Raw genomic sequence first — 13,710 nt, 5'->3', positions numbered from 1 at the left:
CGGGCCTTCGCGCACCCCGTGGCCGGACGGCGCCTCGTTCAGCCGCGGGGTCCTTCGGCACGCGCCCCGCGCACCGCGTACAGCACGGCGCCCACCACGAACGCGGTCAGCGCCGCGGCCCAGGCGCCCGGTTGCGCGCCCGGTTGCATCGGCCACGCCCACACCGTGACCGCGCGCCCGCGCGCCCCCGAGGAGGCCAGATAGACGGCCGTCACATAGCCGAAGGCGGGCAGCCAGCTCAGCCGGGCGCCCAGCAGGACGGCCGCGGCGGCCGTGACACCGGTGCACCCGAGGGTGTTGCGGACGACCGCGGGCGGCCCGAAGGTCTCCGCGTGCCCCAGCACCGCCAGCGGCAGCACCAGTGCCGCCAGCGCGGTCAGCGCCCCGAGCTGCGCCAGCCGCCGCGGCCACCAGGGCCGTACGGCCGTCCGGTCCAGCTCGTCCGACGCCGAGTACAGGCTCGTGCCGATGACGGCGGCCGCCAGCAGCGGAGCCAGGGCGACGACGGGCACCCGGCGGTAGGGGTCGAGATAGGCGTCCAGGCGGCCGGCGGCCCACACCGCGAAGGCGGTGGTTCCGGCCAGCGCGAGCAGAGTGAGGGGGAGGGCGCGGGAACGGGCGTAGAGGAGGGGGCCGTTCACAGGGCGGGCACCCCCTTCACATCACAGGTGCCCGCCGTCGCGAAATACGCCGACAGCCAGTCCCGGCGCTCCTCCGCGCCCATTCCGGCCAGCTCGGCCCGGGCGGCGAGGCGCTTGCGCAGGTCGGCGCGGTGGGCCGCGTCGCCACGGGCATCGATCTCGTCGAACCTCTCCTGCACCGGACTGGGGGCGAGGTACGCCTCCACGGCGTCGTCGGCCCGGCGCATCCGCTCCGTGGAGTGCAGGCAGTCGGGGCGCCGTTCAAGGGCCGCCGTCGCCTCCCACGCGAACTCCCGCGGATCGGTCAGCCGGCCCCGTACCACCGACCAGCCCAGCGGCATGAGGTTGGGCAGCTGGGCCTCGGCGTCGTGCGACTCGTGGTCGCGCTCCTCCCACCGCACCGGCAGATTCCTCACCCCCTTGAGCTTGCCCGTGATGCCCGACAGGGCGTCGACGACCTGCGGCAGCATCCCCGCGTACCGGGCGTTCACGCAGACCGCGGGGGTGGTGGAGGTGTCGCAGACCTGCCGGCGCGCGAGCGGGGCCTCGTGCCACAGACCGTCCCCGGTCTGCGTCAGCACCGCCCCCGCGGCCACGGCGGCGGCCAGCGGCAGCAGAGCCGTCACCCGGCGCCGCGCGGCGTACGCCAGCACGGCGGCGAACGCCAGGCCCGCCGTCCACACGGCCATCGAGACCGGCTGCCACCACACCGGGGCGTCGGGGGCCAGGACCGGGAACGCCGGGTTGAGATGCCGCGCGGAACCCGAATGGCTCATCGACGGCACGCCGAGCCCGACGTACCCGGCGATCGCCAGCAGCGGCGCGGCCAGCCGGGTGGGCACGGCCCGCCCCACCACATGCCCGAGCAGCGCGGCCGCCGCCACCGCCACGGTGTCACCGGGCAGCAGCTCGGGGTGCGGCCGGTCGCCCTGCGCGTAGGGCCAGGTGGCGAGCATCGCGAGGCCCGCCGCGGCCAGATAGCCGACGGCCGTCCAGAGCGCGACGGGCAGCGCCGAGGCCAGGAACCGGGCGAGCCGCCCCCGGACTGCCGTTCCCCACAGCTCCTCGGTACGCCGCCGCCGCTCCCGCCCGCCCTGCCAGCAGCCCGCCGCGGCGGCCAGCGGGGCGGCGATCAGCACGGTGGTGTGCGTCTGGGTGGCGGTCTCCGCCCAGCCGCCCTGCCAGCGGGCGGCGGAGCCGGCCAGCAGCACACCGAGGGTGAGCAGCACGGCGGCCCCGGCGAAGGGCGGGAAGCCGCGCAGGGCCTCCGCGCGCAGCGGGTGGGGCGCCCGCGCGACGAGTGTCCTCCGGTCGGTCACGAGGCTCATCGCACCGACTCCCGCGTCCCCGCTCCGCCGCGGTGGGCCCGCAGCGCGGCCGTGTAGCCGCGCTCGATCGGATGGTCGCCCGGCCCGCCCGAGGTCTCGCCCATCAGCGTGAGCGCATGCGGGGTGCCGCGGTAGGCGACCCCGCCCCCGTCGAGAAGGGTGACCTCCGTGCAGGCGGCGGCCACGTCCTCCACCAGGTGGGTGGAGACGACCACCGCGGCCGAGGTGCCGAGTTCGCGCAGCAGCTCGCGGAACTCCACCCGCTGCTCCGGGTCGAGACCGGCGGTGGGCTCGTCCAGCAGCAGCACGCTCGGCTCGTTGACGATGGCCTGGGCGATGCCGACCCGGCGGACCATGCCCCCGGACAGGGTGCGGATCTTCGCGTCGGCGCGGTCCGCGAGACCGACCCGGGCCACGGCGTCCGTCACGGCGGCCGGGACGGACGCGGCGGGCATCTCCTTCAGCCACGCCACGTACGCGACGAACTCCCGCACCGTGAAGCCGGGGTAGTAGCCGAACTCCTGCGGCAGATAGCCCAGCCGGCGCCGGACCGCGGACCGCCCGCGGTGGCCGGCGGTGTCCTGGCCGAGGATCTCCACCCGCCCGGCGGACGGCCGGGCCACGGTGGCCAGGACCCGGATCAGTGAGGTCTTCCCGGCACCGTTAGGCCCGAGCAGCCCGTGCACACCGGTGCCCAGGTCCAGATCGACGCCGTCCAGCGCGAGGTGCTTCCGGTGCCGGACCCGCAGGCCGGACACGAGTATGGAACTCAAGGGGTCTCCAGAGATGGCTTGCCGGGGCCGGGTCACCGGGGTGGTGGCGGAGCATCGGCGGATCAGGTGATCGTCAGCGGGGCGGCACGGTGGCTGCCGCCGTGGTGGGTGGTGCGAGGTTCGGTTCCGGTGGGTTCGCGTTCCCGAGGGGCGTGGCCCAGGGGGCGCACGGGGCGGCCCCAGGGGACGCCGCGGCGGCTGCCGGGCCCGGGGTGGTCGCCCCGCGACACCGGGCCGTGGGGCGACCAGGGTCCGGGCGGTGTCCGCCGGGCCGGTTCGGGGTGGTCGCGGGTGGTGCCGTCAGGGGCCGGGCGGTGCGGCAGGGCCCGCGATCACCGGCGGAGCAGGCGGTCGTAGGCCGGGCGGCGGGCAGTGAGGAGGGCGGCGCTCAGGACGGCCGCCGCCGCCCACGCGCCCTGCGTCCCCGCACCGTCGAAGCAGCGGGACAGCTGCTCGGTCAGAGGCGTGGTGACCTCGCCGCCCGGGGTACCGGACACGGGCACGCCGACGGCGCACAGCCAGCCCCCGGCCGTGACCCCGGCCGCCGTACGGCAGCCGGTGAAGGAGGCCAGGGCGAGCGTGCCCAGGCTCAGGGCCAGCCCCGGCAGCAGCCAGGCCGCGGCGGCCGGGGCGCCGGAGGCGGGCAGCAGCAGCCCGGCCAGGGTCAGCAGCGGCAGGCTCACCGCGAGCACGGCGGCCGTCCGGGTCAGCGCCAGACGCAGCCCGCCGGCCGGGCTGGCCGCCGCCACCTCGTACAGCGGGTCGGCGTGCGGCCCGTAGGACAGCGCGACCCCGGCCACGGGCACCACGGGCGCGATCGCCAGCAGCAGCGCCCGAGCGCCGGGCACACCGCCCCCGTACCCGAGGGCCATCGCCCCCACCGCCACGAGCAGTACGGCCGGCAGCCACGCCCCCCGCACGGCCGGCCCGGCGGCCCAGAGCAGCCGGGCCCGCCGGGACAGCGCCGGGGCCGGGGCCGCCGCGGAGCGCGCGGCCCCCGCGTGCGCCGCTCCCAGCACCGCCTCCCGCACCTCGTCCAGCACCGTCCCCGCGGCCGTGCCGCGCACCGCACGCGACACCAGCGCCGCGCATCCCGGGCAGTGCTCCAGGTGCTTCTCCAGGGACCACGCGTCCGGCTCCGCCAGGGAGCCGTCGGCATACCGGGCGACGACGCCGGCCGAGGCGTGCCAGACGTGCGTGTTGCCGTGGGTCATGCCGTACCTCCCAGCGGGGACGGGTTCAGATGGGCCAGCGCCGACCGCAGCTCCGTACGGGCGCGCCGGGCGCGGGACTTGACGGTGCCCTCGGGTATGCCGAGCAGCCGGGCCGCCTCCCGGGTGCTCAGCCCGTCGACGACGGTCGCCCGCAGCACCTCGCGCAGCTCGGGGGAGATCCGGTCCAGCGCGGCGCCGACGTCCCCGTACTCGAGACCGGCCAGCACCCTGTCCTCGGCGGAGGGCGCCGCGGCGGGTTCGTGGACGCCGTCCGCGAACTCCAGCGGCGCACCCGCCACCCGCGCGGCCCGCTCCTGCGCCCGCCGCGCGTCGACCAGCCGCCGTGCCGCGATCGTCCACAGCCAGCCGCCGGCCTCCTGCCCGCGGTGCCCGGCCGCCGACCGCCACACGGTGACGAACGTGTCCTGCAGCACCTCCCGGACGACCTCCGGATCGGCACAGCGCCGGGTCAGCCGCGCGTGCAGCCAGCCGGCGTGCCGGTCGTACAGATCGGCCATGGCCGCCGGATCGCCCGCCGCGACGGCCCGCAGCAGTGCCGCGTCCCCGTCGCCGTCCTTCTCCCGCTGGCCCCCCACGGGGCGGAACAGTCTCACACCCCCTCTATCGACCACGCGCCCGGCACCGGTTCACGGGGTGCGCACACGCGTGCCCGGACGGTGTGGTGAGTGGCTTCGGCGTCGCGGGGTAGGCCTGCCCTGACCACCGCTAGCCGCGGCAAGCGATCGAGAGAGAAGGAGGCCCCTGTGGCCGCACCGGCTCATCCCACCATTCCGGCCCAGTGGAAACCCTTGGCGGAGCCGTCCGCCGAGACCGACGACGCGCGGCTGTGCGTCTTCAGCGCGGAGAGCGCCTGCGTGGAGGCGCCGCTGACCAGCGAGCCGCCCCTGCCCGACGCCGAACCCCTGACCAGCGAGCCACCGCTCGCCGAGGCCGCCCCGCTGACCAGCGAGTCCGACCCGATCCCCGACTTCTTCGGCGCGGGACTGTAGATGGCCGCGGCCGCCGACGAGGAGCTGGCCCGGCTCGCCGCACTGCACGGGGTGGACACCTCCTACCGCCCCGCCCCGGACCGCACGGTCGACGTCCCCGCCTCCGCCGTGGTGGCCGCCCTGGCCGCCCTCGGCGTCGAAGCGGGCACCCCGGACGCGGTACGCGCCGCGCTCGCCGAACGGGAGCGCGAGCTGCGCGAGCGGCTGCTCCCGCCGACGGTCGTGCACTGGGCCGGCGACCCGGGCGGCCCCGCCGCCCTCGCCGCACTGCCCGCCGGCACCCGCCTCACCGTCCGGACCGAGCAGGGCGAGACGCGGGACACGGCCGAAGGACTGCCCCTCGGAGCGCACCGGGTGACCGCCGTCGCGCCGGACGGCCGCACCGGGCACGCCCATCTCGTCGTCGCGCCGGACCGGCTGCCCACCCCGGCCACCCGCTCCTACGGCCTGCTCGTCCAGCTCTACTCGCTGCTCTCGCGGCTCTCCTGGGGCATGGGCGACCTCGGTGACCTCGCCGAGCTGGCCGGCTGGGCCGGACGCACCGCCGGCGCCGGGTTCGTACAGGTCAACCCGTTGCACGCGGCCGTGCCCGGCACCCCGACCGACCCCTCGCCGTACCGGCCGTCCTCACGCCGCTTCCCCGACCCGGTGCACCTGCGCGTCGAGCTGATCGACGAGTTCGCGCACGTCGAGGACCAGGACCGGGTCCGCACCCTGCTGGAACGCGCCGCGCGGCTGCGCGCCGACGTCCTCGACAAGGGCGCCCTCATCGACCGGGACGCCGTGTGGGAGCTGAAGCGGGAGGCACTGGAACTGGTCCTCGCCGTCCCCCTCGGACCGGGACGGCAGGCCGCCTACGACGCCTTCCGCGCCGAGGAGGGGCAGGCCCTGGAGGACCACGCCACCTGGTACGCGCTCGCCGAGACCCACGGCTCGGACTGGCACCGGTGGCCCGCCGGCCTGCGCGACCCGCGCTCCGCCGAGACCGCCCGCGCCCGCGCCGGGCTCGCCGGCCGGGTCGCCTTCCACTCCCGGCTCGCCTGGCTCACCGACGGCCAGCTCCGCGCCGCCCAGCGCGCCGCGCTGGAGGCCGGCATGCCCGTCGGGATCGTGCACGACCTCGCCGTCGGCGTGCACCCCCAGGGCGCGGACGCCTGGGCGCAGCAGGACCACTTCGCCGCCGGGATGTCGGTCGGCGCCCCGCCCGACGCCTTCAACGCCCACGGCCAGGACTGGGGGCTGCCCCCCTGGCGGCCCGACCGGCTGGCCGCCTCCGGCCACGCCCCCTACCGCCACCTGCTGCGCGCCCTGTTCCGCTACACCGGCGCCCTGCGCATCGACCACGTGATGGGCCTGTTCCGGCTGTGGTGGGTGCCCCAGGGCAGCCCGCCCACCGAGGGCACCTACGTCCGCCACGACGCCGAGGCCATGCTCGCCCTGCTCGCCCTCGAGGCCTTCCGGGCCGGGGCGGTGGTGATCGGCGAGGACCTGGGGACCGTGGAGCCCGGGGTGCGCGAGCGGCTGCAGCGGCGCGGGGTGCTCGGCACCTCCGTGCTCTGGTTCGAACGGGACTGGGAGGGCGACGGCCGCCCGCTGCCCCCGGAACAGTGGCGCGCCGACTGCCTGGCCACCGCCACCACCCACGACCTGCCACCCACCGCCGCCCGCCTCACCGGCGACCACGTCGGCCTGCGCGACCGTCTGGGCCTGCTCACCCGCTCCGCCGCCGAGGAGAGCGCCGAGGCGGCCGCGGACACGGCGGAGTGGCTCGCCCTGCTGGGCAGCCTCGGTCTGCTGGACAGCCCGGCGGCCGGACCGCCCGGCAGCGACGAGGAGGCGGAGATCAAGGGCGTCCACCGCTTCCTGCTGCGCACCCCGGCCCGGCTGGTCGGCGTCTGGCTCCCGGACGGCGTCGGCGACCGCCGCCCGCAGAACCTGCCCGGCACCTGGGACGAGTACCCGAACTGGCGGCTGCCCGTCGCCGATCCGCAGGGCCGCCCGATGACGCTGGAGGAGCTGGCGGCCTCGCCCCGGCTCCGGGCGCTGCTGGACGTGTTCAGGGAGGGGACGGGACGGTGAGGGCCGCGTAGGGGACCCCGGGCGCGCGTCCATCCGGGTGGTTCGCTAACTTGAGGGTGTGGACAAGAAGAACGCCCTGCGCGCCGGCGCCCTGGCCGCCGGTACGACGCTGATGATGCTGCTCATGTCGTCCCCCGCGCTCGCGCTGACCCGCGACGACGGTGACGACCCCGGCCCCGGCCTGAGCGTCATCCAGACGCTGGGCCTCTATGTGGTGGCGCCGATCGCCCTGTTCGTGATCATCGCCGGCCTGGTCATGGTGCTGGAGAAGTACCACGCCAAGAAGGACACCACGACGTCCAACATCAACGTGAAGGGCGAGGTGAAGGCCTGACCGGCCGCCCCGTCCCGCCGAGGGCGCCGTCCTCCCTCCGGTACGCGCACACCGCCGTACCAGGGTGAGGCCGGCGCCCTCGGCGTTTCCCGGCGGGCTCAGGGGCCTGGGCGCGGTGAGGTACCGCTGCACGGTCGGCCCGAGCCAGGCCATCAGCTCCTCGCGCGTCGGCGCCACCGCCGGCGGCAGCCGGAAGATGCCCTGCTGATCGCCCGCCTACCGCGTCCCGGACAGCAACTCCCTCAGCAGGCCGGCTAGTTGGCCGGCCTGTTCGTCGTCCAGGTGGGACAGGGCCTCCGTCTGGACGGCGAGACCCGCACCGACGGCCCGGTCGATGACGTCCAGCCCCTTCTCGGTCAGGGTCACCTGTAGCCCGCGGCGGTCGTGGGGGTCGGGGGAGCGGCGCAGCAGGCCGGCCCGCTCCAGTTTGTCGAGGCGGCCGGTCATGCCACCGGTGGTGAGCATCAGGGTCGCCGAGAGCTGGCGCGGGGACAGGGTGTACGGCTCGCCGGAGCGGCGCAGGGTGGCCAGCACGTCGAACTCGCCGCGGGAGACGCCGTAGGGCTCGTAAGCCTTCTCCATGCGGTCGCCCATGGCGCGGGAGAGGCGGTGGATCCGCCCGAAGACCTCCATCGCCCGGGTGTCGAGGTCGGGGCGGACGTCCGCCCACTGACCGATGATCGCGTCGACGGGGTCGTGGGGCTGCTGCCGGCCTGCGTTCATGTGCCGAGTATCGCCATTCGGGACGGTCGTCGGCAAGAAAGTAGCTTGACGATAAGTTGCTTGGCGCTAAGCTGCTTGCCACTTGCCGAAATCCGTGGAAGGGCCTGCGATGAAGCGCCCCACGACCGTCCTGCTCACCGCCCTCGCCCCCGTCTCCTGGGGCACCACCTACGCCGTCACCACCGAGTTCCTGCCGCCGGACCGCCCCCTGTTCACGGCCATGGTCCGCGCCCTGCCAGCCGGGCTGCTGCTGCTCGCCCTCACCCGGGTGCTGCCGCGGGGCATCTGGTGGGCGAAGGCCGCCGTGCTGGGCGCGCTGAACATCGGCGCCTTCTTCCCGCTGCTGTTCGTGTCGGCGTACCGGCTGCCCGGCGGGATGGCCGCCGTGGTCGGCTCGGCCGGGCCGCTGTTCGTGGTCGGCCTCTCGGCACCGCTGCTGCGGGAGCGGCCGGCCGTGCGCACGCTGGTCACCGGGGCCGTGGCCGCGCTCGGTGTCAGCCTCGTCGTGCTCAAGGGGGCCGGCGCCCTCGACCTGGCCGGGGTGCTCGCGGCCGTCGCCGCCACCGCCTCGATGGCCGCGGGGACCGTGCTGACCCGGCGCTGGGGCCGGCCGGACGGCGTCGGCCCGCTCGCCCTCACCGGCTGGCAGCTCACCGCCGGCGGTCTGCTCATCGCCCCGGTCGCCCTGCTGGCCGAGGGGGCCCCGCCCGCGCTCGACGGCCGCGCGACCGGCGGCTACCTCTACCTCGCGCTGGCGAACACGGCCGTCGCCTACTGGCTCTGGTTCCGCGGCATCGGCCGGCTCGGCGCCACCCGGGCCGGCTTCCTCGGCCCGCTCTCCCCACTGACCGCCGCCGTGACCGGCTGGGCGGCCCTGGGACAGGCGCTCACCCCCGTGCAGGCGCTCGGCATGGCCCTGGCGTTCGCGGCGACGGCGGCCGGGCAGCTCGGGAGCGGAGCGGTCTACGGGCGCCGTACCTCGTACAGGAAGCACCCGTACTCCACCGCCCGCACGTGCACCAGCGCCACCTCCGGATCGGCGAAGGCCTCCGTGAACGCCGGTTCGAAGGCGTCCGGGTCCTCGACCAGCCGGCCGCCGAGTATGCGGCCGTCCGCGGAGTAACGGCGCAGCGTGCGGTGGGCGCCCGTGAAGGGGAGCGCGCCGCCGTCCGGTCCGGCGCACTCCCCGGCGTGGATGAAGACGGGGCCCTGCTCGTCGTAGGCCCCCGGGTCGGCGCCCGTCGCGGCCGCCCAGCGGCGCAGGGGCGCGTACGACACCAGGGCGACGCGCTCGCCCGGTGCGCTGCGGCGCAGGCAGCAGCGCAGCGGCGCGCCGCCCTCGGTGTCCTCGAAGGCGGCCATCGGGCGGGCCGCGTCGTCCGAGACGCGCAGCTCCGCGAGGACCGGGGGCGGCAGGGGCCGTGCGGTGTAGGTCGTCATACGGCCAGCGTGGCCCGCCGACGGTGCCGCGCACCGGCGGAATCCGGACGTCGAACCCGGCGCACCGGCCGGGCGGGCCGCACCGGCCGCACGGAAGAGGGCGCCCGGTGCGAGACCGGGCGCCCTCTTGGCCGTACCGGCGTTACGCGGTGGCCGCGTCCGCCGCCTGGGCTCGCAGCGCGCGCTCGACGCCCGAGCGGGACTCCGAGACCAGCCGGCGCAGGGCCGCGCCGGGCTCGGCCGAAGCCAGCCAGTCGTCGGTCCGGGCCAGCGTCTCCTCGGAGATCTGCACCGCCGGGTACAGGCCGACCGCGATCTGCTGGGCCATCTCGTGCGAACGGGCGTCCCAGACGTCCTTGAGGACCTCGAAGTACCGCTCCGCGTACGGCGCCAGCAGCTCCCGCTGGTCGGTCTGCACGAAGCCGCCGATCACGGCCTCCTGCACGGCGTTCGGCAGCTTGTCGGAGTCGACGACCGACGCCCACGCCTCCGCCTTGGCCTCCGGCGTCGGACGGGCCGCCCGGGCGGTGGCCGCGTGCCGCTCACCGGCCGCGGTCCGGTCCCGCTCGTACTCCGCCGCGATCTCCGCCTCGTCGAAGCGGCCGACCGCCGCGAGCCGCTCCACGAACGCCCAGCGCAGCTCCGTGTCGACGACCAGACCCTCGATGGTCTGCGAGCCGTCCAGCAGCGCGTCCAGCAGGTCGAGCTGCTCCGGCGTGCGGGCCGTCGCCGCGAACGCCCGGGCCCAGGCGAGCTGGTGGTCACTGCCGGGGCCCGCCGAGCGCAGGTGGGCCAGCGTGGCGTCGGTCCAGCGGGTCAGCAGGGCCTCACGGGCGGCCGGGTCGGCGTACAGGTCGATCGCCAGCTTCACCTGGCGCTGCAGCGACTGCACCACTCCGATGTCGGACTCCTTGCCGATGCCGGACAGCACCAGCGACAGGTAGTCCCGGGTGGCCAGCTCGGCGTCGCGGGTCATGTCCCAGGCCGAGGCCCAGCACAGGGCGCGCGGCAGGGAGGCCTCGAAGTCGCCGAGGTGCTCGGTGACGGTCCGCAGCGAGTCCTCGTCCAGCCGGACCTTCGCGTACGACAGGTCGTCGTCGTTGAGCAGCACGACGGCCGGCCGGCGCCGGCCCGAGAGCTGCGGCACGGCCGTCAGCTCGCCGTCGACGTCCAGCTCGATCCGGTCGGTGCGCACCAGCTTGCCGGCGCCGTCCAGGTCGTACAGGCCGATCGCGATGCGGTGCGGGCGCAGCACCGGCTCGCCCTTGGCGCCGGCGGGCAACGGCGGGGCCTCCTGGCGGACCGCGAAGGAGGTGATGACGCCCTCGGCGTCCGTCTCGATCTCCGGGCGCAGCACGTTGATGCCGGCCGTCTCCAGCCACTGCTTCGACCAGGTCTTCAGATCGCGGCCGGAGGTCTCCTCCAGGGCGCCCAGCAGGTCGGACAGGCGCGTGTTGCCGTACGCGTGCCGCTTGAAGTAGGCCTGCACGCCCTTGAAGAACTCGTCCTCGCCGACGTACGCGACGAGCTGCTTGAGCACGCTCGCGCCCTTGGCGTACGTGATGCCGTCGAAGTTGACGAGCACGTCGTCCAGGTCACGGATGTCGGCCATGATCGGGTGCGTGGAGGGCAGCTGGTCCTGCCGGTACGCCCAGGTCTTCATGGAGTTCGCGAACGTCGTCCACGCGTGCGGCCAGCGGGAGCCGGGCGCGGCGGCCTGGCAGGCGATGGAGGTGTAGGTGGCGAACGACTCGTTCAGCCACAGGTCGTTCCACCACTCCATGGTGACCAGGTCGCCGAACCACATGTGGGCCAGCTCGTGCAGGATCGTCTCGGCGCGCACCTCGTACGCCGCGTCGGTCACCTTGGACCGGAAGACGTACTGGTCGCGGATGGTGACCGCGCCCGCGTTCTCCATCGCGCCCGCGTTGAACTCGGGCACGAAGAGCTGGTCGTACTTCTTGAACGGGTACGCCAGCCCGAACTTCTCCTGGAACCAGTCGAAGCCCTGCCGGGTCACCTCGAAGATGGCGTCCGAGTCCAGGAACTCGGCCAGCGAGGGACGGCAGTAGATGCCGAGCGGGACGCTCTGCCCGTCCCGTTCGTACACGCTGTGCACCGAGTGGTACGGGCCGACGATCAGCGCCGTGATGTACGACGAGATGCGCGGCGTCGGCTCGAAGACCCAGACGTTCTCCTGGGGCTCCGGCGTCGGCGAGTTGGAGATGACCGTCCAGCCGTCCGGCGCCTTCACGGTGAACTGGAAGGTCGCCTTCAGGTCGGGCTGCTCGAACGACGCGAAGACCCGGCGGGCGTCCGGCACCTCGAACTGGGTGTAAAGGTACGCCTGCTCGTCCACCGGGTCCACGAAGCGGTGCAGGCCCTCGCCGGTGTTGGTGTAGGCGCAGTCGGCGACGACGCGCAGGATGTTGCGCCCGTCCAGCAGGCCGGGCAGCGCGATGCGCGAGTCGGCGAACACCTCGGCGGGGTCGAGCGAGTCCCCGTTCAGCGTCACCTCGTGGACGGCCGGGGCCACCAGGTCGATGAAGGACGTGGCGTCCCTGGTCGCCACGTCGAAGCGCACCGTGGTCACGGACCGGTAGGTGCCGCCCTCCTGCGCGCCGGAGAGGTCGAGATCGATCTCGTACGAGTCAACGGTCAGCAGCTTCGCCCGCTGCCGCGCCTCTTCGCGAGTCAGGTTTGTGCCAGGCACGCGGTCATCTCCTCGTTATGTGTGGGTTGCGCCATCCTTCCATGGCGGCCACGGGGAAAGCGATGAGCCCGGGCATGCGAAAGGGGCGGTCACGCGCACGTGACCGCCCCTTTCGCACCGGTGCCTACTTCTCGGACAGCTCGGCCGCCACCAGTTCCGCGATCTGGACCGCGTTCAGCGCGGCGCCCTTGCGGAGGTTGTCGTTGGAGACGAACAGCGCCAGGCCGTTGTCCACCGTCTCGTCGCGGCGGATGCGGCCGACGTACGACGGGTCCTGGCCGGCCGCCTGCAGCGGGGTCGGGATGTCGGACAGGGCGACGCCCGGGGCGCCCGCGAGCAGCTCGGTCGCCCGCTCCGGGCTGAGCGGCCGGGCGAAACGGGCGTTGACCTGGAGGGAGTGACCGGAGAAGACCGGGACGCGCACGCAGGTGCCGGAGACCTTCAGCTCCGGGATCTCCAGGATCTTGCGGGACTCGTTGCGCAGCTTCTGCTCCTCGTCGGTCTCGCCCAGGCCGTCGTCGACGATGGAGCCGGCCAGCGGGAGGACGTTGAAGGCGATGGGGCGCTTGTAGACCTGAGGCTCGGGGAAGTCGACCGCCGCGCCGTCGTGGGTCAGCTTGTCGGCCTCGGCGGCCACCTTCTGCACCTGGCCGTGCAGCTCGGCCACGCCCGCCAGGCCGGAGCCGGACACCGCCTGGTAGGTGGCGACGACCAGCGCCTCGAGGCCGGCCTCCTCGTGCAGCGGCTTCAGGGCCGGCATCGCGGCCATCGTGGTGCAGTTCGGGTTGGCGATGATGCCCTTGGGCCGGTCGGCGATGGCGTGCGGGTTCACCTCGGCGACCACCAGGGGCACCTCGGGGTCGCGGCGCCAGGCCGAGGAGTTGTCGATCACCACGGCGCCCTGGGAGGCGACCTTCTCGGCCAGCGCCCTGGAGGTCGCGCCGCCCGCGGAGAAGAGCACGATGTCCAGGCCGGAGTAGTCGGCGGCCGCCGCGTCCTCCACCGTCACGCCGTCCAGCACGGTCCCGGCCGAGCGGGCCGAGGCGAACAGGCGCAGCTCGGTGACCGGGAAGTTCCGCTGCACGAGGATCCTGCGCATGACCGTGCCGACCTGACCGGTGGCTCCGACGATTCCGACCCTCACGGCGACTCCCTCTGTGTGTCTGTTGCTGCTTGCCTTCGCATGACCGGGGCTTTTCCATCATGCGGCCAGTCCCGGTCCACCTGTCCAATTCTTTGCGGCGTCTGCCCGCAAAGTGGGACACGATCACCCGGCGTCCGGTTCCGGACCTCCGTCGTACACCGCGCTGAGCTGCAGATGTTTCCCCGGCGGCGGCCTCGCGCCGGAAGCTGTGCTGTGCCGCCCCTGCCCATCGGCGTCCCGCCCACACGGTGGTGTGACGTACGCCTCCCACCTCCCCGGCGCCCGGCCGAACGTTTCCGCCTCCTCGTGCG

The 13,710-nt window shown here is 74.9% G+C and carries 12 protein-coding genes and 2 pseudogenes; 4 read left to right on the top strand and 10 right to left on the bottom strand.

Going from position 1 to position 13,710, the window contains the following annotated elements:
* Positions 1–38 precede the first annotated feature (38 nt).
* From AB0924_RS05135 to AB0924_RS05115, 5 genes are all read right to left on the bottom strand, one after another.
* The gene (locus AB0924_RS05135) at positions 39–641 is read right to left on the bottom strand and encodes a hypothetical protein (protein ID WP_366910680.1); all 603 of its coding nucleotides are present in this window, start codon (positions 639–641) and stop codon (positions 39–41) included.
* A complete protein-coding gene (locus tag AB0924_RS05130) occupies positions 638–1,969 on the bottom strand; it encodes a hypothetical protein (protein WP_366910679.1) in 1,332 nt (443 codons plus the stop codon). The genes AB0924_RS05135 and AB0924_RS05130 overlap by 4 nt, the downstream gene beginning before the upstream one ends.
* On the bottom strand, positions 1,966–2,727 hold the full coding sequence (locus AB0924_RS05125) for an ABC transporter ATP-binding protein (RefSeq protein WP_366910834.1): 762 nt from the start codon (positions 2,725–2,727) through the stop codon (positions 1,966–1,968). The genes AB0924_RS05130 and AB0924_RS05125 overlap by 4 nt, the downstream gene beginning before the upstream one ends.
* 347 nt (positions 2,728–3,074) lie before the next feature.
* On the bottom strand, positions 3,075–3,956 hold the full coding sequence (locus AB0924_RS05120) for a zf-HC2 domain-containing protein (protein WP_366910678.1): 882 nt from the start codon (positions 3,954–3,956) through the stop codon (positions 3,075–3,077).
* Complete coding sequence (locus AB0924_RS05115; RefSeq protein WP_358931446.1) at positions 3,953–4,570, bottom strand: RNA polymerase sigma factor; 618 nt, start codon at positions 4,568–4,570, stop codon at positions 3,953–3,955. The genes AB0924_RS05120 and AB0924_RS05115 overlap by 4 nt, the downstream gene beginning before the upstream one ends.
* Positions 4,571–4,720: 150 nt before the next feature.
* Between AB0924_RS05115 and AB0924_RS05110 the strand changes: the two genes are divergently transcribed.
* The 3 genes from AB0924_RS05110 to AB0924_RS05100 are packed head-to-tail and all read left to right on the top strand — an operon-like array spanning position 4,721 to position 7,379.
* Positions 4,721–4,966 carry a hypothetical protein gene (locus AB0924_RS05110; RefSeq protein WP_358931444.1) on the top strand — a complete coding sequence of 82 codons (246 nt, stop codon included), beginning with the start codon at positions 4,721–4,723 and terminating at the stop codon, positions 4,964–4,966.
* Positions 4,967–7,045 carry a 4-alpha-glucanotransferase gene (malQ, locus tag AB0924_RS05105; RefSeq protein WP_358931442.1) on the top strand — a complete coding sequence of 693 codons (2,079 nt, stop codon included), beginning with the start codon at positions 4,967–4,969 and terminating at the stop codon, positions 7,043–7,045. It abuts the gene before it with no gap.
* 58 nt (positions 7,046–7,103) lie between these two features.
* The gene (locus tag AB0924_RS05100) at positions 7,104–7,379 is read left to right on the top strand and encodes a hypothetical protein (protein ID WP_358931440.1); all 276 of its coding nucleotides are present in this window, start codon (positions 7,104–7,106) and stop codon (positions 7,377–7,379) included.
* A gap of 102 nt (positions 7,380–7,481) precedes the next feature.
* Here AB0924_RS05100 and AB0924_RS05095 read toward each other — a convergent pair.
* Positions 7,482–7,583, bottom strand: a pseudogene (locus tag AB0924_RS05095) (TetR/AcrR family transcriptional regulator); the annotation flags it as partial.
* Between the two features lie 12 nt (positions 7,584–7,595).
* Complete coding sequence (locus tag AB0924_RS05090) at positions 7,596–8,102, bottom strand: MarR family transcriptional regulator (protein ID WP_358931438.1); 507 nt, start codon at positions 8,100–8,102, stop codon at positions 7,596–7,598.
* Positions 8,103–8,211: 109 nt separating this feature from the next.
* Here AB0924_RS05090 and AB0924_RS05085 point away from each other — a divergent pair, with 109 nt between their 5' ends.
* Positions 8,212–9,225 (top strand): EamA family transporter, encoded by a 1,014-nt coding sequence (locus AB0924_RS05085; protein ID WP_366910677.1) that lies wholly within the window; start codon positions 8,212–8,214, stop codon positions 9,223–9,225.
* Here the strand turns inward: AB0924_RS05085 and AB0924_RS05080 are convergent.
* The 3 genes and pseudogenes from AB0924_RS05080 to AB0924_RS05070 form a co-directional block, all read right to left on the bottom strand.
* Positions 9,132–9,464, bottom strand: a pseudogene (locus AB0924_RS05080) (DUF1203 domain-containing protein); the annotation flags it as partial. The gene AB0924_RS05085 and the pseudogene AB0924_RS05080 sit on opposite strands and share 94 nt — an antisense overlap.
* A 220-nt stretch (positions 9,465–9,684) precedes the next feature.
* On the bottom strand, positions 9,685–12,255 hold the full coding sequence (pepN, locus tag AB0924_RS05075; RefSeq protein ID WP_358931434.1) for an aminopeptidase N: 2,571 nt from the start codon (positions 12,253–12,255) through the stop codon (positions 9,685–9,687).
* Between the two features lie 124 nt (positions 12,256–12,379).
* Positions 12,380–13,399 carry an aspartate-semialdehyde dehydrogenase gene (locus AB0924_RS05070; protein WP_358931432.1) on the bottom strand — a complete coding sequence of 340 codons (1,020 nt, stop codon included), beginning with the start codon at positions 13,397–13,399 and terminating at the stop codon, positions 12,380–12,382.
* Positions 13,400–13,710 lie beyond the last annotated feature (311 nt).

This window comes from Streptomyces sp. NPDC047869 (assembly GCF_040704065.1).
Taxonomy (GTDB): Bacteria; Actinomycetota; Actinomycetes; order Streptomycetales; family Streptomycetaceae; genus Streptomyces.
Note: the sequence above shows the minus strand (reverse complement) of the source record. Positions and strands in the feature narration are given on the sequence as shown.